Below are 19,966 nucleotides of genomic sequence, written 5' to 3'. Positions count from 1 at the left end.
GTACGGGGCCTCGGAATCGGAATCACCGAGTGCCCCTGCCGTCGGGGCGTGCACACACCGTCGAAGCGGTTGCATTGAGAAGCACGTGAACGAAGGAAGTCGCAAAGGGGATCTTCGATCGGCCATCCGTTCGGCCATGCTGGCCGACCGCTTTCGGTTGCGCCGAGATCTGGACCGTATCCGGCAAGAACAGGCCGCGGGCAAGCCTGTCGAAGCGAAACTCAGCGCTTGGCAGACTCGGCTCGAGGCCTCGATTGAACGTTGCCGCACGCGAAAATCGCGTGTACCGGCCGTCGGCTTCGATCCGGCGTTGCCGATCACCGAGCGATTGGACGAGATTGCCGCCGCGATCCAAGACAACCCGGTCGTGATCGTGTGCGGCGAAACCGGCTCGGGAAAATCGACGCAACTGCCCAAATTGTGCCTGCAACTGGGGCGTGGCGTGGCGGGGATGATCGGGCACACGCAGCCGCGGCGCATCGCCGCCCGCAGCGTGGCCGCCCGCGTCGCCGAAGAGCTTGGTGTGCCGCTCGGTCGTGAGGTCGGTTACAAGGTTCGTTTCGCCGATGCCACCGATCCCGACACGCTCATCAAGCTGATGACCGACGGCATGTTGCTGGCCGAGACTCAGACCGACCGTTTTCTCGAACAGTACGATACGATCATCGTCGACGAGGCCCACGAGCGGTCGTTGAACATCGACTTCTTGTTGGGATATCTCCATCGTTTGCTGCAAAAGCGTCGCGACCTGAAAGTGATCATCACTTCGGCGACGATCGATGCCGCGCGATTCGCGAAGCATTTTCGCACGCCCGCAGGCGATGCGCCGGTGATCGAGGTCGCCGGGCGGATGTATCCCGTCGAGGTCCGTTATCGGCCCCCGATCGCCGAAGACGGGGCCGACGAAGTCGATTGGCAGCAAGGTGTACTCGATGCCGTCGACGAACTGATGGGGGAAGCACGCGGCGATATCCTCGTGTTCATGCCGACCGAGCGGCATATCCACGAGACGGCCAAGCTGTTGCGGGCGAAGGCGAACGCAGGCGATGCGGCATTGCGCCGTTGCGAGTTGTTGCCGTTGTACGCAAGACTTCCGGCCAAAGAACAACAACGGATCTTCCAGCCGCACAATAAACGGCGGATCGTCATCGCCACGAATGTCGCCGAATCGTCGTTGACGGTGCCGGGTATTCGTTGCGTGATCGACTCGGGGACGGCCCGCATCAGTCGATATGCGCCGCGCACCAAGACCCAACGACTGCCCATCGAGCCGATTTCGCAGGCCTCTGCCGAACAACGAAAAGGTCGATGCGGGCGCGAGGGACCGGGCATTTGCATCCGGCTCTATGCCGAAGAAGACCTGTTGCAACGCGACCGGTTCACACCGCCCGAAATCCAACGAACGAACCTGGCCGCCGTCATCTTGCGATTGAAGGCGCTGCGGCTGGGCGAGATCGAGGGTTTTCCTTTTCTCGACCCGCCACGACGCGACGCCGTTCGCGACGGGCTGAAAACCCTGTTCGAGTTGGGGGCGATCGACGAGAAGCACCGTTTGACCGAGGTCGGTCGCCGCCTCGCCGAATTGCCGGTCGATCCGCGAATCGGCAAGATGATCCTGACGGCGGTCGAGGAAGGATGCCTGACCGAAATCCTCATCATCGCCGCGGCCTTGGAATGCGAAGATCCGCGACGCCGCCCCATCGAACAAGCTGCCGAAGCCGACAACGCGCACGCACTGTTTCAACATCCGGAATCCGACTTCTTCGGTTTCTTGAAGTTGTGGGATTTCTACCACGACTTGAAGAGCAAGCTTTCCCGCAGTCGTTTGCGAAAAGCGTGTGCACAACATTTTCTTTCGTACAACCGCATGCGCGAGTGGGCCGAACTGTACCTCGAGCTGCGACGGTTGGTCGTCGCTCAAGGGTGGAAGCCCGGCAAACGCCGCGACGATTACACGGCCGTCCATCGCGCCGTGTTGAGCGGATTGTTGTCGAACACGGCGTTTCGCAAGACGAAACACGAATACGTGGTGGCGGGCGGGAACAAGTGCGTCCTGTGGCCCGGTTCGGCCCTGTTTGCCGAAAAGCCGGCATGGATCGTCGCAGCCGAGGTACTCGAAACCGGTCGTCGCTATTTGCGGACCTGCGCCCGCATCGACCCTGAATGGGTGGAAGACCTTGCCCCGCACCTGGTCAAGAAGCAGTACGTCGATCCTTACTGGAGCGCGAAACGCGGGGCGGCCATGGCCTATGAAAAGGTGTTGTTGTTCGGCTTGCCGGTGGTGCCTCGGCGGCGCGTGCCTTACGGACCGGTCGATCCGGCGGCCGCTCGCGCCATGTTGATCCAGCACGGATTGATCGAAGGGCAAACGCGGCTGCGTGCGGCGTTCTTGCGGCACAACCGGGCCCTGCGCGAGGCGATGGAATCGGCCCAAATCAAGCTGCGGCGTGCCGATCTGCTGTTGGGCGAATGGGCACAGTTCGATTTCTACGACGCCCGTATTCCGCACCACGTGTACGACGTGAACACACTGGTCAAATGGCTCAGGAAGGCCGAGCGCAAAGATCGCCGTGTGCTGTTCATGTCGGAGAGTGATTTCGTCCGCGAGCGGCTGCCGTCGTCGTTGCCCGACGATTTTCCCGACACCATGCCGCTGGACGACGCCGCGTTGCCGTTGGAGTATACCTTCGCCCCCGGCGACGTGCGCGACGGCGTTACGCTGACCGTACCGGTCGAGGCGTTGGGAAGCATCGATCCGCAGCGGCTGGAATGGCTGGTACCGGGATTGTTCGAAGAGAAGGTGACGGCGTTGATCCGCTCGTTACCGAAAAACCTGCGCCGCTTGCTCATTCCTGCGGCCGAGACCGCCCGCACCGTGGCGCAAACCATTCGCTTCGGCGAAGGACGCATGTTGCCGGCCGTCGCGTCGGTGTTGAGCCGTATTGCCGGGCGACCGGTGTCGGTCGACGATTTCGACATGAGCAAGGTGCCGCCCGAGCTGGTGATGAACTTGCGGGTGGTGGATCGGTCGGGCAACGTACTGGCCGAAGGTCGCGACTGGGAGGATTTGCGCCGTCGCATGGGCGTCGAACATCGCGGTTGCGGCACGGTCGCCGATCCCCGTTGGAATCGCGACGCGATCACCGATTGGGATTTCGGTGAGCTACCCGAGTCGATTACCGTTTCTCGCGGCGGTATTCGCATTACGGCCTACCCCATGCTGGTCGATTGTGGGAACTCGGTCGCCTTACGATTGGCCGATCAGCCGCACCGGGCCGAAAGCGAAACCCGCTTCGCCCTGCGGCGATTGTTTGCGATGAAGTTCCGCGGGCCGTTGCGAACACAGTTGGAGTGGTTTCCCGACCGGCAAAAGCTGGCGATGCAGGCGACGGTGATTCCCGACTTCGATCTGCAAGAGGAACTCGAACTGCTCGTTGCCGACCGCGCCTGCTGGGCTGAGGCCGCGATTCCCCGTAGCGAAGAAGAGTATCGCCGGCTGTTGGCCGAAGGCAAGAAACGGTTGCCGGTCGCCGTCCAAGAGGTCGTGGCCGTGGTGCGTCCCTTGTTGGAACAGTGTTACCAAGCACACCTGGCGGTCGAGAAGACGCAAAGCACGCAGTGGGAAGACGTGGTTACCGACATCCGTCGGCAAATGGATCGCTTGTTGCGTCCTCATTTTCTCACGGCAACACCGTGGCGCTGGCTGCGGTGCTTTCCACGATATTTCCAAGCGATTTGCCTTCGGCTCGAAGCGTTGCACAGCGGGAACCTGTTTCGCGACCGCGAAGCGATGGAAACCATCCGTCGTTACGAGGAAATGTACGACCGGCGCAAGCGTCTGCACGACGAGATGGACATCGTCGATCCCGAACTGGAGCACTTCCGCTGGATGATCGAGGAGTTCCGCGTATCGATGTTCGCCCAGCGGCTCGGGACGGAGGTCACCGTTTCGACGAAGCGACTCGATCGTCAATGGGAAAAGGTTCGCCGCTGAAACCGGTCGTGCATAGAATTGCCGCGGGCGAGTGCAAAGGTCTCTGCGTGAAGAGAGAATCCATATGGCCGGTCGACCGCCGCGACGGTTGCAACGAGAAAAAAAGACGGTTCAAGCGATGATCCGCCTTTATTGCCGAGATCATCACCGTTCAAGTAATGAATCGGCTGCCGGCAATCTGTGCGATGCCTGCGCCGAGCTTTTGGAATATGCGTTCTGCCGTATCGATCGATGCCCGTTCGGCGGCGAAAAGCCGACCTGCGCGAACTGCCCGATTCATTGCTACCGGCCGCAGATGAGGGAATCGATTCGAGCCGTGATGCGCTATGCCGGTCCGCGGATGCTCGGCCGTCATCCGTACCTGGCCCTCATGCATCTCCTGGTCGACGGCCGGCGTCGCCCACCCGAAAAGCCGCCGAAACGGGCGGAGGAAAACCGCTGAAACGTCGCAGGTGCCCGCCGACTTGTTCCAAGTTCGGCTACAAGATCAACAACGTCGCGACGGAGAAATAGATCACGATACCCGTGACGTCGACCAGCGTGGCGACGGCGGGGTTCGATGCAAAACCGGGGTCGATTCCCAGCCGTTGAAACCCGATCGGGAGCATCGTGCCGACCAGCGTTCCCCACAGGCAAATGACGGCGATTGCCAAACCGACGACCGTTGCCAGCATCCATCGCGATATCTCGCCCAGCGAGACGGCGGGGGTCATTGCCCCGTACAAGAAGCCGATGACGCCCAACGCCGCGCCCATCGCCAACCCCATGAGAACCTCGCGGCGGACGACGCGCCACCAATCGCCGACGGTGATTTCGCCCAAAGCCAATGCTCGAATCACCAAGGCGGCCGCCTGCGAACCGGAGTTTCCGCCGGTCGAAATACACAAGGGAACGAAGAAGCTCAAGGCCAGCACGGCGGCCATGGCCGATTCGAATCGCGTCATGGCCACGATCGTCAGGGATTCGCCGACCAACAACAGGGCGAGCCAACCTACCCGCTTGCGCCAAATGTTGAAGAAGCGCGCGTCGAGGTAACTGCGTTCCAAAGGCGTCACGGCACCCATCATGTGGGCGTCTTCGGTGGCCTCGTCGACGAACACGTCGATCACGTCGTCGTGAGTGACGATACCCAGCAAGTGTCGCTCGTCGTCGACGACGGGGATCGCCAGCAAGTCGTAGTCGGCCACCTTGCGGGCAACGTCGGCTTGATCGTCGTTGACGTGCACCGTGATCAGCTCGGTTTCCATCAGATCACGAACGAGCACGTTCGGCTTACCCAAGGCCGCCAATAGTTGCCGGGCCGAAACGACGCCGTCGAGGTGGTTTTCTTCGTCGACAACGTAAATGTAGTAGATGGTTTCGAGCTCTTCGGCCTGGCGGCCGATTTCTTCGAGCGCGGTCCGGGGGGTGACGTTTCGGTTGATGCGGGCGAACTCGGTCGTCATGATCGCCCCGGCGGTGTCTTCCGGGTACGAAGACAGCCGCATGATGTCGCGCCGTTCCTGCGTCGGAACGTACCGCATCAGGGCCTCGACCAGTTCCGGTTCGAGGTCTTGCAGGATGTCGACCCGATCGTCGGGGGGCAACTGACCGATGAACGGTCCCATCTCGGTCGGATCGCCGCGACGGAGGATTTCCAACTGGCGCTCACGATCGAAGTAGAGGAAAATCTCCACCCGCGTGGCGTCGTCGGCAAAGCGCAGGACTTCCCACGCTTCGTCGGGGGTGAGCCCCTCCATGAATTCGGCGGTTCGCGCGGGGTGGAGCGCTGAACAGAACTCGCGGAGACCGTTCTCGTCCCGCTCCGCCAGCATCTCGCGCAGCTCCGGTAGATAGAGCGTGTTGATCATGACGCACCTCGCGGAATCAGCCGAATACCGATGACGTAACCCCGGCCGAAAACAGCCCTTCCGACCGGGGTTTGTATTGACGACAATAAAAAAATGTGGAATGTTGGACGTCGGGGCCGGCGTTTGCGGCGGACGGTTCAGCGCTTGCACACCGTATCCGTGAAACGACGCCATTGGGCAATCTTAACCCCTGGCCGACTTCGGGCAAGTGCCCAGTATGGGGCTGTCGGGGCGTTGCGGTGTCGGAGGCGTCGTGTGGTGCCGCGGCGCTTCGTCGGCGGGCACGAGCGAGCCGAAGAAGACCCCGTCGGCTTTGCGGACCGCTTTGGTCATAAGTTATCATACAGCGGCAGGTTGCGATATGCGCGATCAGGTGTCGCTGCGTCGAAATCCTTGGTGTTCCCCAAATTATACCGGAGCCTTCCATGAGCCACGAAAAGCGGACCGGGGCTCGGCTGTCGTCTTTCCTGTTGATGCTGGTTCGTGTGGGGATCGGCTGGCATCTGGCGTACGCCGGGTGGGTCAAATGGAACGATCCTCTGTGGACGGCGGCGCCTTACTTGAACGGCGCCGTCGGCCCGTTGGCACCGTTTTATCATTGGTTGGCTTCGGATCCGCGCGTTTTGCAGGCAGTCGACCTGTTGAACGTATGGGGACTTTTGCTCTTGGGGGCCGCGTTGGTTTTGGGGGCGATGACGCGTCTTTCGGCCGGGCTCGGGGCCTTGCTGTTGTTCCTGTATTATTTCGCCTATCCGCCCGCGTTCGGCCAGCCTGCGCCCGGCGGGCAAGGACCGGTACTGTTCGTCAATCCGACGCTGATCGAGGCGATCATGCTGCTGGTGATCGCCGCCGTTCCACCGAATCTGTGGGGATTGGACGGCATCGTCGAGTACTGGGCCGAAGCCCGCCGCCGCCGCCGCGTGGTTCCCTCCGATGCCGACGCGATCGCGCCGCCCGAAACACCGAGCGGCAAACTGGCGCGGCGACGACTGCTGGCCTCGCTGACGGGTGTGCCGTTTTTCGGCGGCTTGGTGTGGGCGTGCCTGGAAGAAAAGGGGTACCGGTCGCACGAACAGGACGATTTGCTTGCTCGACTCGACGCGACGGCCTCCCCGTCGATCAAGGTGTTCAGCTTTGAGACGCTCGACAAGCTCGAAAAACCGGTGCCCAAGGCGAAGATCAACGATTTGACCCTCAGTCGCGTCATCTTGGGCGGAAACCTGATGAACGGGTTTGCCCACGCGCGCGACTTGATCTACGTGTCGAAGCTCATCCGTGCGTACCACACGCCCGACCGGATTTTCGCGACGTTTCGATTGGCCGAGGCATGCGGTATCGACACGATTCTGACGAATCCCATGTTGGCCCCGATCATCAACGAGTATTGGGATCGTGGTATCGGCAAAATCCAGTTCATTGCTCAATGCAAGGGGAAGGATCGCAAAGGGCTGCTCGAAAACATTGCTTACTCGTTGGACCACGGCGCGTGTGCGGCGTACGTGCAGGGAGCGGCTGCCGACGAATACGTCAAGGCGGGGCATATCGACTGGATTGCCGAAGCGCTCGACAAATTCCGCGAGGCGGGAATTCCGGCGGGGATCGGCGGACACCATCTGGAAACGATCCGGGCATGTGTCGAGGCCGGATTGACGCCCGATTTCTGGATGAAGACCTTCCATCACCACAATTACTGGTCGGCCGACCTGGAAGATCAGCACGATAACGTATGGTGCTTCGATCCCGACGAAACCAAGGCCTACATGGCCCAATTGCCGCAACCGTGGATCGCCTTCAAGGTGTTGGCGGCCGGCGCGATCAAGCCGAAAGAAGCCTTTCGTTACGCGTTCGAAAACGGGGCCGACGTCGTCTGTGCCGGGATGTACGACTTTCAAGTCGTCGAGAACGCGAACCTCGTGACGTCGATTCTCGACGGAAAGCTCGATCGGGTGCGGCCGTGGCGGGCATGATCCGAGGCGGATCCGTCGGATCGCGTCGACCGGTGCGTACAATCCCGCCGAAACGCGGGGCTTGACACCCCGATCGACTTCCCCCTCAAATTGTACAAGCAACCTGCGGTCTAGGTGCGCGCCGGGGCGACACAGTTCGTCGTCTTGGAGAAAAACTGTGGCGTAATCGCAGAGGTGTTTCTCTGCGTCCGTTTTGGGATTCCTGTCCGTCGAGGGTTATACGATATGCGTTTGTGGACTGCGATTCGGGCGTTCTTTGCGACGTTGTTCGACGGCCGGCGAGCCGAACAGGTGGCCGGTCTGTTGGCGGCGCCGCCGGACAAACCCGCTCTGGAAAAACCGGCTGCGGCAAAAGTGAAGCCGGAGCCCAAGAAGCCGACCAAGAGTGAGGCCTTGATCTTACTCGAAGCCTTGCAGCGCGAAGCCCGCTTCTTGGATTTCATGCAAGAGTCGCTCGACGCCTACGACGACGCGCAAATCGGCGCCGCCGTGCGCGACGTGCATCGGCAGGCCCGCGAGGTCTTGAAGCGGATGTTCGACTTCGGCCCCGTCGTCGAGCAAGAGGAAGGCAGCACGGTGGAAGTGCCCGCCGGATACGATCCGGGCATCTTTCGCGTTGTGGGGAACGTGGGCGAGCCGCCGTTGACCGGCAAGCTCACTCATCACGGGTGGAAGGCGAATCGGTGCGACCTGCCGTCGTGGTCGGGATCGGCCGAAGCCGCCCTGGTCGTCGCTCCGGCGGAAGTCGAAGTCGGTTGACCCTTTCCCGTGCTTCGAATGCGCTTTGCGGCAGCAGGACGCCCGGCGGCGTGTCGTGCCGTGTCGCCTTGCGGTTCGCAGGGACCGTCCGTTGCCGTTCGTGCTGCATTGCCGGTCGGCGTGCGGTCGGTGCTCTGTGACGCTCGAGCAGTTCTCGTATCGCATCGAAAACGTGCCTCGCAATGAATTGAGGAAAAACTCGCCATGAGCGCTCGCTATATTTTGGGAATCGACCTGGGAACGACGAACAGCGTGATCGCATATGTTCCCAATCAGGAGGAGGACGCCGAAGTGGCGATCCTCGAAGTGCCGCAGTTGACCGCCCCCGGGACGGTCGAATCGCGGGGATCGTTGCCGTCGTTTTTGTACCTCGGCACGCCCGAAGAAAAAGAGAAGAAGTCGCTCGATCTACCGTGGGCCGAGGGACGGGAATACGCCGTCGGCGAGCTGGCGCGACGGCGATCGGCCGAATCGCCGCAGCGAACGGTCGGGGCGGCGAAGTCGTGGTTGTGTCACAGCCGAGTCGATCGACGGCAACCGATCCTGCCGTGGAACGCGCCAGAGGAGGTGACCAAAGTCTCGCCCGTGGCCGCCACGCAACGCTACTTGGAGCATCTGGCGGCGGCATGGGAAGAAGCCTTTCCCGATGCACCGATTGCCGGGCAACGCGTCGTGCTGACCGTCCCGGCCTCGTTCGATGCCGCGGCACGCGAGCTCACTCGCGAGGCCGCGCTGGCGGCCGGATTGCCCGACGATCTGGTGTTGCTCGAAGAACCGCAAGCGGCCGTTTACGCGTGGCTGGCCGAGACCGGTGATCGCTGGCGAAAGCATTTGAAGGTCGGCGAGAAGGTGTTGGTCTGCGACGTGGGAGGAGGCACCACCGACCTGACGTTGGTCGGTGTCTCGGAGGAAGATGGTGAACTCGTGTTGCGCCGGATCGCGGTCGGCAATCATTTGCTCGTAGGCGGCGACAACATGGACCTGACGTTGGCCCATTTCGTGGCCGGCAAGCTCGCCGAACAGGGAACGAAGCTCGATCCCTGGCAGTCGGTCGCGTTGTGGCATGCCTGCCGGGCGGCCAAGGAAGCCTTGTTGGCCCCCGACGGTCCCGAAAAACACAAGATTTCGGTCTTGGGACGCGGCAGTCGGCTGATTGGGGGGACCGTCTCGCTGGAAGTCGATCGCGAGTCGGTGGCGCAGCTGTTGGTCGACGGTTTCTTCCCGGTTTGCGATGTCGAGGATCGACCGGCAAAACGCCGGGCGTCGGGCTTCCGCGAAATCGGGTTGCCGTTCGAGACGGATACCGGGGTCACGCGACACCTGGCGGCATTCTTGAGTGCCCACGGAGGCGACGGCGGCGAGCCGGCCGTGCCCAATTTCGTGTTGCTCAACGGCGGTGTATTCAAGGCCCAACGGCTGCAAGACCGCTTGATCGACGTGTTGGGCCGCTGGTTTTCCGAGCAATCGCCGCAACTGTTGCCGGGACAACGCGATCTGGATCGGGCGGTCGCCAAAGGAGCCGCCTACTACGGATGGGCCAAGGAGCACGGCGGCGTGCGGATTCGCGGCGGCACGGCCCGGGCGTACTACGTCGGGATCGAGACGGCCGGACTGGCCGTGCCCGGGGCCCCGCGCCCGCTCAATGCCTTGTGTGTGGCTCCCTTCGGTATGGAAGAAGGGACCGAATGCGACGTGCCTGGCGGTCCGGTCGGACTGGTTGTCGGCGAAACCGTTCAGTTTCGTTTCTTCAGCTCTTCCGTGCGCAAACAGGATCGGCCCGGCACGCTGTTGACCCAGTGGGATGAGGATGAGCTCGTCGAGACCGACTCGATGGAAGCGTGTCTGCCCGCCGAGGACAACGAGGGTGAGTATGTGCCCGTCCGGTTCCATGCCAAAGTCACCGAGCTGGGAATGCTCGAGCTTTGGTGTTTGAGCACGCAGGACGATCGACGCTGGAAGCTCGAGTTCAGCGTGCGGGAAGAAGACACGGATGAGGCCTGAACCGGGAAGATCGTTTTTCGAACGGCCTCGCCTCGCCGGCCGATGGGGCCGAAGGCTTTTGACGTTTGACGATAGAACCAGGACGAAACGAACGCGATGACCACCGAGGTTACGGGAAATGAACGGCGTTACGTCGTCGGCATGGACCTGGGGACGACGAACTCGGCGGTGTGCTACATCGACACGCACCGCGTGCCGTGGCAGGTCGAGGTCTTGCGAATTCCCCAGTTGACGGCGCCGGGGCAAGTCGAATCCTTGGAGGTCCTGCCCTCGTTCCACTACGAACCGGCCGAAGGCGAGTTTCCCAGCCACGCATTGTGTTTGCCGTTCGACGACGAACCGCTCGGGTACGTGGTGGGCGCGTTCGCCAGAGATCAAGGGACGCTCGTGCCCGGTCGCGTGATCGCCTCGGCGAAATCGTGGTTGTGTCACGCGGGCGTGGATAGGACGGCGCCGCTGTTGCCGTGGCAGGGAGCGGTCGATGTTCAGCGGTTGTCGCCGGTGGATGTTTCGTCCCGCTACCTGGAGCACGTTCGCCGCGCGTGGGACGTCCGTTTCCCCGGCCATCCCTTGGCCTCGCAAGATTTCGTACTCACGATTCCCGCGTCGTTCGACGAGGTGGCGCGACGGTTGACGATCAAGGCGGCCGCCCGCGCCGGATTGAATCGGCTGGTCCTCATCGAGGAACCCCAAGCAGCGTTTTACGCCTGGATCGATCGGCATCGCGACGATTGGGAGTCGTTCGTCCAACCGGGGCACAAGATCTTGGTGTGCGACATCGGCGGCGGAACGTCGGACTTCACCCTGATTCGCGTGCGGGGCGACGAATCGGGCCGAGTCAAGTTCCACCGAGTGGCCGTCGGCGAGCATTTGATCCTCGGGGGCGATAATCTCGACCTGGCCCTGGCGAAACACCTTGAAGAACGGATTCAACAAACTCTTTCGCCGCGGCAATGGTCGGCGCTCGTGCAGCGGTGTCGTACGGCGAAAGAGGTGCTGCTCGGAGACAACCCTCCCGAAACGTATTCGTTGACGATTCCCGGTGAAGGTTCGAAACTGATCGGCGGCGGGATTCGTGTCGAAGTCACACGCGACGAGGTCGAGTCGGTCTTGCTCGACGGCTTCTTTCCGGCGGTCGATTTGGAATCGCGCCCGCAAACACAACGGTCGGGGTTCCGGGAGTTCGGGCTTCCCTACGCCCCCGATCCGGCGGTGACACGCTATCTGGCGGCGTTCTTGACGGCGCATCGGCACGTAACCGTCGGAGACGAGCCGCTTCCCGACGATCACGACCCCGCACGTCCCGACATCGTCTTGTTCAACGGCGGCATGTTTGCCGCCGCAGCGGTGCGTGAAAGAGTCGTCTCTGTGCTGAAACGATGGTTCGGTTCCGGTGATTGGGAACCGCTGGTTCTTGAAAACGACCAGCTTCATCTGGCCGTCGCTCGTGGGGCTGCGTACTACGGGATGGTGCGCCGCGGCGAAGGTGTTCGCATTGCCGCGGGATTGGCGAGGACGTATTACCTGGGGGTTGCCGTAGAAAACGACGAGTGTCGGCAATCGGTCGTCACCGATGACGCCGCGGAAGATTCGCAGGCGGAGGAGGATGTCTCGGCCGATTCGTCGCCGGAGATGTCGGCGAAAACGGCACCGACGGCATTGTGCGTCGTTCCGGCAGGGATCGAGCCGGGTCAGGAAGTGCGTCTGTCCGACCGGACGTTCACTTTGCGGTTGGGCGAGCCGGTCGAGTTTCCGATTTTCTATTCGAGTACGCGGTTGACCGATCGTCCCGGAACCTTGGTGCAGTACCAAGAGGAACAATTGACGGCCTTGCCGCCGATCCGCACGGTCTTGCAAACCCGCAAGCGGAGCGAGGTCGGAGAGATTCCCGTTGAACTGCACGCGGCATTGACCGAGATCGGAACGCTCGAACTGTGGTGTGCCGAAGCCGAAGGCAAACGCTCGTGGCGATTGGAATTCGACGTGCGTTCGGCGACTCGAACGGAGATCGAGGCCCGCGGGACCGTCGGCGAAATGGCCGGCGTTCTCGATGAAGAAACGTGGAATACCGTCGAGTCGCTTATTACGGCAACTTTCGCTCCCAAGGGGAAGGATAAACCCGAAGGGCTGATGAAGCGGCTTTCGCGTGCGCTGGAAATGAATCGCAACATGTGGCCGCCCACCTTGTTGCGGCGTATTTGGGCGGTACTCATCGAGTGTGAGGCCGGGCGTCGCCGCAGCCCGGTCCACGAGGCGCGTTGGCTGAACTTATTGGGGTTTTCGCTTCGTCCGGGGTACGGACTTTCGGCCGACGATTGGCGTGTCGAGCAAACGTGGAAGCAATTGCAGGGACGGCTGATCCATGCCGGTCCGATGTGTCGGAGTGAATGGTGGATTTTGTGGCGGCGCGTTGCCGGGGGATTGACGCCCGGGCAGCAACAGTCGCTCGCCGGACCGTTGCTTTCGGCGTTGCGCAGCCTTCACAGGCAGGCCGTCGGCGGCAAGGGCGGCTCCGATTTCAATTTCGGGACGCACGAAACGGCGGAAATCCTCCGTTTGTTGGGGGCGCTCGAGCTGTTGCCGACCGCTTGGAAGATCGAGCTGGGCGACATGCTGTTGGACCTGATGCCGAAGCGGCGGATGGAACCGGTCCGGGATGCCGTCTGTTGGACGATGGGGCGACTCGGCGCCCGCGTGCCGATGTACGGGCCGCTCAATTGCGTCGTCCCGCCGGAAACGGCCGCGGCTTGGTTGTCGCGATTGATGGACTCGCCGTACACGGGGCCGCTGTTGTCGTTCGCCGTCATGCAACTTGCGCGGCGTTGCGACGATCGTTACCGCGACGTGCCGGAACGACTGCGGGAAAAGGTTGTGGTGTGGCTATCGCGCGAAGAAGCTCCGGAACACTTCGTCACCTTGGTTCGCGAAGGAGGCTCGCTCGAGGCGGATGAGGCCAAAATGGTCTTCGGCGAATCGCTTCCGTTGGGGCTTCGGCTTGCGTGAATCCCTCGTTCGGAGGTGGTGATAAACGACGATTCCAGTCGGCAAGAAAACTCCGCTTTGCTTGTTGACCCGTTTCCGGTCCCCTGATACAGTGAATTGCACAATTGGGCATTGGTGGTCGAGCCGATCGCTGATCGGTTCGACGAACAGGGAATCCGGTGAGAATCCGGAACGGTCCCCGCCGCTGTGACCGAGCGTGTCGACGGTTTTCCGTCGATAAGGTCTGCCCAGTCTCGACGGCCATTGTCGCAGCTCGACGTACAACCTTGGAACGCGACGAGAAGGCCGGGTCGGACCGATGCTCGGGAGTCAGAAGACCTACCAATGCAGGGCTGCCGGTCTCTGCGAGGGACGGAGACGGTCGAGCTGAGTCTGTCGGCTTAGGTGGTTTTCGTGGCGATTCGCGTTGTTTCTCGCTGTTGGTCTCGCGCAAGATCTGTGCGCCCCGCAAGTGCGCGCGGCTTCACGTTGGTCGAGTTGCTGGTGGTGATGGCCATCATCGGCATCTTGATCTCGCTGTTGTTGCCCGCCGTACAGATGGCGCGAGAAGCGGCGCGACGGGCGTCGTGCCTGAACAACTTGCGGCAAATGGGTGTGGGGCTTCACAACTATCACGACACGCTGGGTACGTTTCCGCCCGGCGGAATCGAGCCTCGCACGTTCATGCAGCCCGACGGCCGGCAGTTCGCCTGGTCGATGCTGCTGTTGCCGTTCATCGAACAGGAAAACCTGTACCGGAAGATCGACACCGGCAAACCGTTCGATGCGGACGAGAACGCCGAAGCGGCCGCCGTCGTGCTCGATGTCTACGTGTGCCCCAGCGCACCGAATGCGTACGATCTGCGTGAGGGACGCGGGCCTTGCTTGTACGGTGGGATCTATGGCGAACGAATCACCAGCCCGAACAATCCGCCGAAAGGAATGATGCTGTACGATCGGGCCTTGGCGATCACCGACGTTCTCGACGGAACGTCGAACACGTTGATCATCTCGGAAGACTCCGAATTCAAGGACGGTCAGTGGATCAACGGACGAAACGTGTTCGATCAGGCCTACGCCATCAATCAAGCACCCGCCTTCGAAAACGATATCCGCAGTGAACATCCCGGAGGAGCCAACGCTTTGCTGACCGACGGGTCGGCCCGGTTCCTGCGGGAAACGATGGATACGAAGATTCTCGCCGCATTGTGTACGCGTGCAGGCGGCGAAACCATCGGTGGCGGGTGGTGAAGCCGGGGCAGCCTCGATCATTCGATCGCGAGAAGTGCCTGTGTGTTGCGGTGTCGGGAGGACGCCGCGTGATGGAATCACGCCGGGGCAATGGATACCGTAGGTGTCGATCGGACGACCGATTGACGGGCAGCTATCGAATTTCGACAACATGAGGAGGTATCGTCAGATGCGCAGACTGGTGTTTTGGTGCACCCTCACGGCTCTCATTGCGACGAGCGCAACCGCCGTCGCCGGCGTGGTCGACTTTGAAGATGTCGGTGCCGGATTGGCCGCCGACAGCCACTGGAACGGGGCGCCGAACGACGGCGACAACACGTTCGTCTCGAACGGCTTCACCTTCCACAACAATTACAATGCCGCGTGGGGAAGCTGGTCGGGATTCAGTTATTCGAACGAGACCGACACGACCGACTACGGTGCCAACCAGTGGCAACACCAGTGGACCGCCGTTCCCGGCACGGGGGCCGGCGGATCCCAAACGTATGCCGTGGGCTTTTACTCGCTATTCGGCGGCAACAAGGCCGTGATCGACGTGCCGGCCGGTGTCGATCTGGTTTCCGCCGATTTCACGAACAACACCTACGCCTACTATTCCATGCTCCACGGCGACAGCTTCGCCAAGAAATTCGGCGGCTCGTCGGGGAGCGATCCCGATTGGTTCCTGTTGAGTATCATCGGCAAGACGACCGAAGGTACGATCCTCGACACCGTCGAGTTCTACTTGGCCGATTTTCGCTTTGACGACAACAGCCTCGACTATATCGTCGATACCTGGACGACGGTCGATCTGTCACCGATCGCGGCGGCGGAGCAGCTTGTTTTCGAGCTGAGTTCAAGTGACGTCGGTACATGGGGCATGAACACCCCGGCCTATTTTGCGATGGACAACCTCGTGTTCAGCTCGGCCGTGGCGCCCGTGCCGGAACCCGCAAGCGCGGTATTGCTTGCAACCGGCGCCGTCGGGCTCGGTTGGCTCGTGCGTCGTCGCCGTCGCAAAGCGAAGGTTTGAGTCGACGAAAGCAAGGTACGGTTGCGGAAGGCGACGTCGCCCCGTACCGCCTGTGAACGATGGACACAAGAATGCGTCTGTAACGCGCGGCACCCGAGTGTCGGCGCAGACGCCGACAAATCCCCTCCGAGGACGCCGAGACGTTATCGGCGTTCAAAGACCCCGGGTCCCCTCCCCGGGGTCTGTTGTTTTTGAGAGCGGCACGGTTTTCTTTCCGAGGTCGGGCGCTTCGGCAGCCGGGCCGGCTCACCGATCGAACAAGATCCGGCGTAACTGGAGGACGGCCTCTACCAGGTCGCCGACACCGTGGCGAAAGATGTCGCAGGCGGGCAAGGCCAGGCGTCGGCGGGCCTCGAGGCAGGTTCTTTCGGCTTCGCGGTCGTCCAATCGGCTAGTATTGATGGACACACCGACGGCGCGGCACGGATGCATCAAACTGGCCGCCAGCTCGTACACGCGGCGCAGTTCTTCGGGGCGCGGCAACGCTACTTGCGGCATCCCGCCGACGTGCGTTCGACCGGCTTCCCAGCACAAGATGAGGCCGTGCGGTCGGATGCCGTGCAACAGCCCGAGCGTAACGCACGAATACCGTGGATGAAACAGGCTTCCTTGGCCCTCGACGACGATGACCTCGTGATGTTGGTTCGCCCGTACGAGGTTTTCGGCCGCTCCCGGCACGAAATCGCTGATCACGCGATCGACGGGGCAGCCGTCGCCCTCTACCATGATGCCGGTTTGACCGGTAGCGACGAACTTGGCATCGACGCTGGCCCGCTTCAGGCCTTCGGTCAACTCGATCGCCGTGACCATCTTCCCGACACCGCAGTCGTTGCCGACCGTGTGGATTCGCAGACAGTCGTCCCGTATGCCCTCCCACGTGGCGACGTCACGTTCTCTGTTGTCGCGGACATCGATCAATTGCACGCCCGCCCGTTCGGCGGCGGCGGTGAATTCCGGATCGTCTCGGAGAAAATCATGCAACCCCGAGACCACGTTCCAGTCGCGGGCGATCGCCTCGAGCACGATCGGGCGCCATTGAGGCGGGATCTTTCCGCCCGGCGGCGCGATGCCGATGACCAACGCCCCGGCATCCGGTACGTCGGCGAGCCGTCCGACGATCGGCACGTTGCCGCCCACGCCGTAGGCTTCGCCGGCGGTTCTTCCGGTGCAGGCTCGATCCACCACGGCCACGACCTCATGCGAACGATAACGGAGAATACTGTAGGCCGTCTTCGCCCGCTGAGGATCGTTGTAGCCGTCGACCAATAGAACCATCCGCCGATTCGCCGTCACGGAGACCCTCCTGAGGAACTTGGATTTGCAGGTGACCAACACGCCGAAAAACGGTGACCGCTCTCATCTGTCGGGGTCGTATTGTACCGATTGTTTGCGTTGATGGGGGGATGTCGCTTGCGCCTAGCTCCATCGGGTGTCGAACGTATCTATTGTCGTGGATGTTCAGGTGCCCGCAAAGTTTGCGTAGTTTCTCTGTTTGTTCGGTCGATTCCGAACGATGAGCTAGCCTTGTAGCGCCGAGGAATGCGCGGCATTTCGGCGAAAGAGCGTAGGGGCACGACGCCCGGCCATTTGCGCGTGGGGCAATCACCAGTTTTTGAACGGGAACGACCGTATGACCAGCCTCAGCAATATCCTGTTGGACAAAGAGATTCTCCTCGAAAGCGGCACGAACGAACTGGAGATTCTCGTCTTCGAGGTGGCCGACTACACGTTCGGCATCAACGTGGCAAAGGTGCGCGAGGTTCTTCCCGCTCCCGAGATCACGCATTTACCCAAGGCGCATCCGTCGGTTCGCGGTGTGTTCAAGCTGCGCAACCGGGTGATTCCCTGCGTGTCGTTGTTGGATCATCTGGGGATCTATCCGACAAGAGAACGCAGCGAATCGACCTTGATTTTGACCGATTTGAACCAACAACAGACGGGTTTCTTGGTCGATCAGGTCGATCGCATCTACCGCTTGAGCTGGAAGAATGTGTTGTCGATGCCGGGGCTTTCGGCGTTGTCGCACACGCCGGTTACGGCCTTGACCCGTTGCGACGATCGGCTGATCGTGATGCTCGATTTCGAGATGATTCTCGATACGATCACCGAACAGTTCTTCCGAACCGACCCGATCGACAACCCACTGGGGCTCCCCCGCGAAGAGTTGCGCGTTCTGGTCGCCGAAGATTCGCCGACGGTACGTCAGGCGATCGAATCGACCTTGCGAAACAGCGGATACGCTCAGTTGGAGTTCTTCGACAACGGCGAAACAGCATGGCAGTGGTTGGAAGCCCGTTGGGAAGAGACGCACGACGTCTCCCAAATCGCCGACCTGTTGATCTGTGACGTCGAGATGCCGCAGGTCGACGGGTTCCATCTTACAAAACGAATCAAGAGCCACTCCGAGTTGAACCGCATCCCGGTGTTGCTCTATTCGTCGATCATTACGCCCGACAATCTCAAAAAAGGCAAGGCGGTAGGCGCCGATGCCCAGGTGGCAAAACCCGAATTGAATCGGGTGGTCGAATTGGCCGACGAGTTGATCGCCAACCAGCAGAAGAAGTCGAGGGCCGAGGATTTTCAGGCCGTGGCCTCGCTCGTGGCGCAGGTGCAAGAAGATGCGACCGGCGAAACGCCGGTAGACGCTCCCGAAGCACCCGCGGCTACGGCAGAAAGTATTCCGACCGCGCCGGTTTCGGAACCGGCTGCCGACGTCGCACCGAAAACCGCCGACGAACCGCCGGCAGTCGACGAATCGGAACCGGCCGTCGAGACGACCTCGGCAGACCCCGAAGCCGTGTCGACCGCCGAAGCCGAGAACGAGGCATCCACCGCACAAGCGCCGGAAACCAACGTTTCCAGCGAGGACGGTGCGGCTTTGGAGTTCATGCCGGCCGAGCCGGAAGGAGTCGATCCGAAACTCTGGCAAACGTTTATGCACGAGTTGTTCACCCACCGCAAGGCGTTGCTCGGGCTGATGGAACAGATCACCGGCGATCGACCGGAATTGGACGTCAGCTTCCAGATCGCCCGCACGTTGCACACGATCAAATCGGCAGCGACCGTCGTGCCCTTGGACCAGGTGACACGTTGCACTCACCTGATGGAAAGCTTGTTGGTAAAGCGGGAAGAAGGCGGCGAATGGCCGCGTGACATGTTGAACCGTTACATCGGCTGGCTCGACATGCTGATGAATCCGCCGGAAGACGATCTTGCCGGTGCGCTGGCTTCGGGCGAGCGCTTGGCCAAAGATCTTGAGAAGGCGCTCGATGCGTGAGCGACGTCACGCATCGTCTTCAGAAGCGGGGACGATTTTGTCGGTCGTGGTGCTGCCGTGTTGCGACGGCGGCCGGCGGGATATTCGCAGTAGATACAGCAGTGCCAGCAGGTCGTACACGGCATGAGCGGTAATCGGCGCGGCAAGATCGCCCGACCACAACCACAATAAGCTCAGGTACACGCCCAAGCCGCCGGTGACGGCCATGTAGGTCTTCGACACCGGGTGGGCACAAGCGAACAACAAGTTCGCGACCACAATGCCCATCACGATGCCGGTGCTTCCTTCCCAACGGTCGGCGACGAATCCCTGAAGCAGTCCGCGGAACAAGAGTTCTTCCCCCCACCCGGCCGCGGTTGCCAAGATCGCAAGCTGCATGATCGACATCTTGCGAAACGGCGGCACGAGCACCTCTTCGATGGTTTCGCGTAGCTCGACGAACACCCGCCACGGCACGTGCACGCTGAGCACCAGAAATCCGATCATCGGGATGGTTGCTACCGTGCCGAGAAGAAGTCCCGAAGAGGACCATTGCAGCGTTTGAAGGACATCCCAGCCGATCACCCGGCCGGCGATCAAGGCCGCAATCCCGGCCCCCAATTCGAACAGCACGCCGATGAGAAAGAGCTTGGTGCCCAAGAGGCCTCGGTCGTCTTCGAGATTCTTCATGCGGAGGGGCGAACCTTTCGACCGGATGTTGCGAAATAACCGAAAACCGTGCCGTCGAATCGGTCAACGCTATTGCGATTATCATGCCGAGATCCACGGGACACAAGACGGCACCGCAAGCGGGCTTCGTAGCGCATGAATCGCGTAACGGCTAGAGAATCGAGGAGATAGGTAATCGATGGTCGCGCTGCAATCACATGGCCC

The 19,966-nt window shown here is 61.5% G+C and carries 12 protein-coding genes and 1 riboswitch; of the genes, 9 read left to right on the top strand and 3 right to left on the bottom strand.

Annotation, left to right across the window (positions count from 1 at the left end):
- Positions 1-85: 85 nt before the first annotated feature.
- Together hrpA and ACYQ2I_RS16065 are read left to right on the top strand one after the other, a co-directional pair.
- A complete protein-coding gene (hrpA, locus tag ACYQ2I_RS16070; RefSeq protein ID WP_460168049.1) occupies positions 86-3,994 on the top strand; it encodes an ATP-dependent RNA helicase HrpA in 3,909 nt (1,302 codons plus the stop codon).
- A 64-nt stretch (positions 3,995-4,058) separates the two neighbouring features.
- The gene (locus ACYQ2I_RS16065; protein WP_460168048.1) at positions 4,059-4,436 is read left to right on the top strand and encodes a nitrous oxide-stimulated promoter family protein; all 378 of its coding nucleotides are present in this window, start codon (positions 4,059-4,061) and stop codon (positions 4,434-4,436) included.
- A 37-nt stretch (positions 4,437-4,473) separates the two neighbouring features.
- Here ACYQ2I_RS16065 and mgtE read toward each other — a convergent pair whose 3' ends face one another.
- Positions 4,474-5,844 carry a magnesium transporter gene (mgtE, locus tag ACYQ2I_RS16060; RefSeq protein WP_460168047.1) on the bottom strand — a complete coding sequence of 457 codons (1,371 nt, stop codon included), beginning with the start codon at positions 5,842-5,844 and terminating at the stop codon, positions 4,474-4,476.
- 425 nt (positions 5,845-6,269) lie between these two features.
- Here mgtE and ACYQ2I_RS16055 point away from each other — a divergent pair, with 425 nt between their 5' ends.
- The 6 genes from ACYQ2I_RS16055 (at position 6,270) to ACYQ2I_RS16030 (ending at position 15,816) form a co-directional block, all read left to right on the top strand.
- A complete protein-coding gene (locus ACYQ2I_RS16055; RefSeq protein WP_460168046.1) occupies positions 6,270-7,811 on the top strand; it encodes a hypothetical protein in 1,542 nt (513 codons plus the stop codon).
- Between the two features lie 225 nt (positions 7,812-8,036).
- Positions 8,037-8,570: a DUF2760 domain-containing protein gene (locus tag ACYQ2I_RS16050; protein WP_460168045.1), complete on the top strand. Its 534-nt coding sequence runs from the start codon at positions 8,037-8,039 to the stop codon at positions 8,568-8,570.
- A 204-nt stretch (positions 8,571-8,774) separates the two neighbouring features.
- Complete coding sequence (locus ACYQ2I_RS16045) at positions 8,775-10,571, top strand: Hsp70 family protein (RefSeq protein WP_460168044.1); 1,797 nt, start codon at positions 8,775-8,777, stop codon at positions 10,569-10,571.
- A gap of 96 nt (positions 10,572-10,667) precedes the next feature.
- A complete protein-coding gene (locus tag ACYQ2I_RS16040) occupies positions 10,668-13,574 on the top strand; it encodes a hsp70 family protein (protein WP_460168043.1) in 2,907 nt (968 codons plus the stop codon).
- A 95-nt stretch (positions 13,575-13,669) separates the two neighbouring features.
- Positions 13,670-13,914: riboswitch (cobalamin riboswitch) on the top strand.
- 53 nt (positions 13,915-13,967) lie between these two features.
- Entirely contained in the window at positions 13,968-14,804 is an 837-nt protein-coding gene (locus tag ACYQ2I_RS16035) for a DUF1559 family PulG-like putative transporter (RefSeq protein WP_460168042.1), read from the top strand.
- Positions 14,805-14,973: 169 nt separating this feature from the next.
- Complete coding sequence (locus ACYQ2I_RS16030; protein ID WP_460168041.1) at positions 14,974-15,816, top strand: DUF4465 domain-containing protein; 843 nt, start codon at positions 14,974-14,976, stop codon at positions 15,814-15,816.
- Positions 15,817-16,062: 246 nt separating this feature from the next.
- On the opposite strand, the gene ACYQ2I_RS16025 is transcribed toward ACYQ2I_RS16030, so the two are convergent.
- Positions 16,063-17,109 (bottom strand): N-acetyltransferase DgcN family protein, encoded by a 1,047-nt coding sequence (locus ACYQ2I_RS16025; protein WP_460168040.1) that lies wholly within the window; start codon positions 17,107-17,109, stop codon positions 16,063-16,065.
- A 337-nt stretch (positions 17,110-17,446) separates the two neighbouring features.
- Here ACYQ2I_RS16025 and ACYQ2I_RS16020 point away from each other — a divergent pair, with 337 nt between their 5' ends.
- The gene (locus tag ACYQ2I_RS16020) at positions 17,447-19,093 is read left to right on the top strand and encodes a chemotaxis protein (protein WP_460168039.1); all 1,647 of its coding nucleotides are present in this window, start codon (positions 17,447-17,449) and stop codon (positions 19,091-19,093) included.
- 6 nt (positions 19,094-19,099) lie between these two features.
- Here ACYQ2I_RS16020 and ACYQ2I_RS16015 read toward each other — a convergent pair whose 3' ends face one another.
- A complete protein-coding gene (locus ACYQ2I_RS16015; RefSeq protein ID WP_460168038.1) occupies positions 19,100-19,762 on the bottom strand; it encodes a CPBP family intramembrane glutamic endopeptidase in 663 nt (220 codons plus the stop codon).
- Positions 19,763-19,966: the final 204 nt, after the last annotated feature.

This window comes from Thermostilla marina (assembly GCF_054657455.1).
Note: the sequence above shows the minus strand (reverse complement) of the source record. Positions and strands in the feature narration are given on the sequence as shown.

What these genes read in the sequence shown, in the direction of transcription:
- ACYQ2I_RS16065 (WP_460168048.1), top strand. Translation starts at nt 4,059, where the DNA reads ATGGCCGGTCGACCGCCGCGACGGTTGCAACGAGAAAAAAAGACGGTT.
- mgtE (WP_460168047.1), bottom strand. Translation starts at nt 5,844, where the DNA reads ATGATCAACACGCTCTATCTACCGGAGCTGCGCGAGATGCTGGCGGAG.
- ACYQ2I_RS16055 (WP_460168046.1), top strand. Translation starts at nt 6,270, where the DNA reads ATGAGCCACGAAAAGCGGACCGGGGCTCGGCTGTCGTCTTTCCTGTTG.
- ACYQ2I_RS16050 (WP_460168045.1), top strand. Translation starts at nt 8,037, where the DNA reads ATGCGTTTGTGGACTGCGATTCGGGCGTTCTTTGCGACGTTGTTCGAC.
- ACYQ2I_RS16045 (WP_460168044.1), top strand. Translation starts at nt 8,775, where the DNA reads ATGAGCGCTCGCTATATTTTGGGAATCGACCTGGGAACGACGAACAGC.
- ACYQ2I_RS16040 (WP_460168043.1), top strand. Translation starts at nt 10,668, where the DNA reads ATGACCACCGAGGTTACGGGAAATGAACGGCGTTACGTCGTCGGCATG.
- ACYQ2I_RS16030 (WP_460168041.1), top strand. Translation starts at nt 14,974, where the DNA reads ATGCGCAGACTGGTGTTTTGGTGCACCCTCACGGCTCTCATTGCGACG.
- ACYQ2I_RS16020 (WP_460168039.1), top strand. Translation starts at nt 17,447, where the DNA reads ATGACCAGCCTCAGCAATATCCTGTTGGACAAAGAGATTCTCCTCGAA.
- ACYQ2I_RS16015 (WP_460168038.1), bottom strand. Translation starts at nt 19,762, where the DNA reads ATGAAGAATCTCGAAGACGACCGAGGCCTCTTGGGCACCAAGCTCTTT.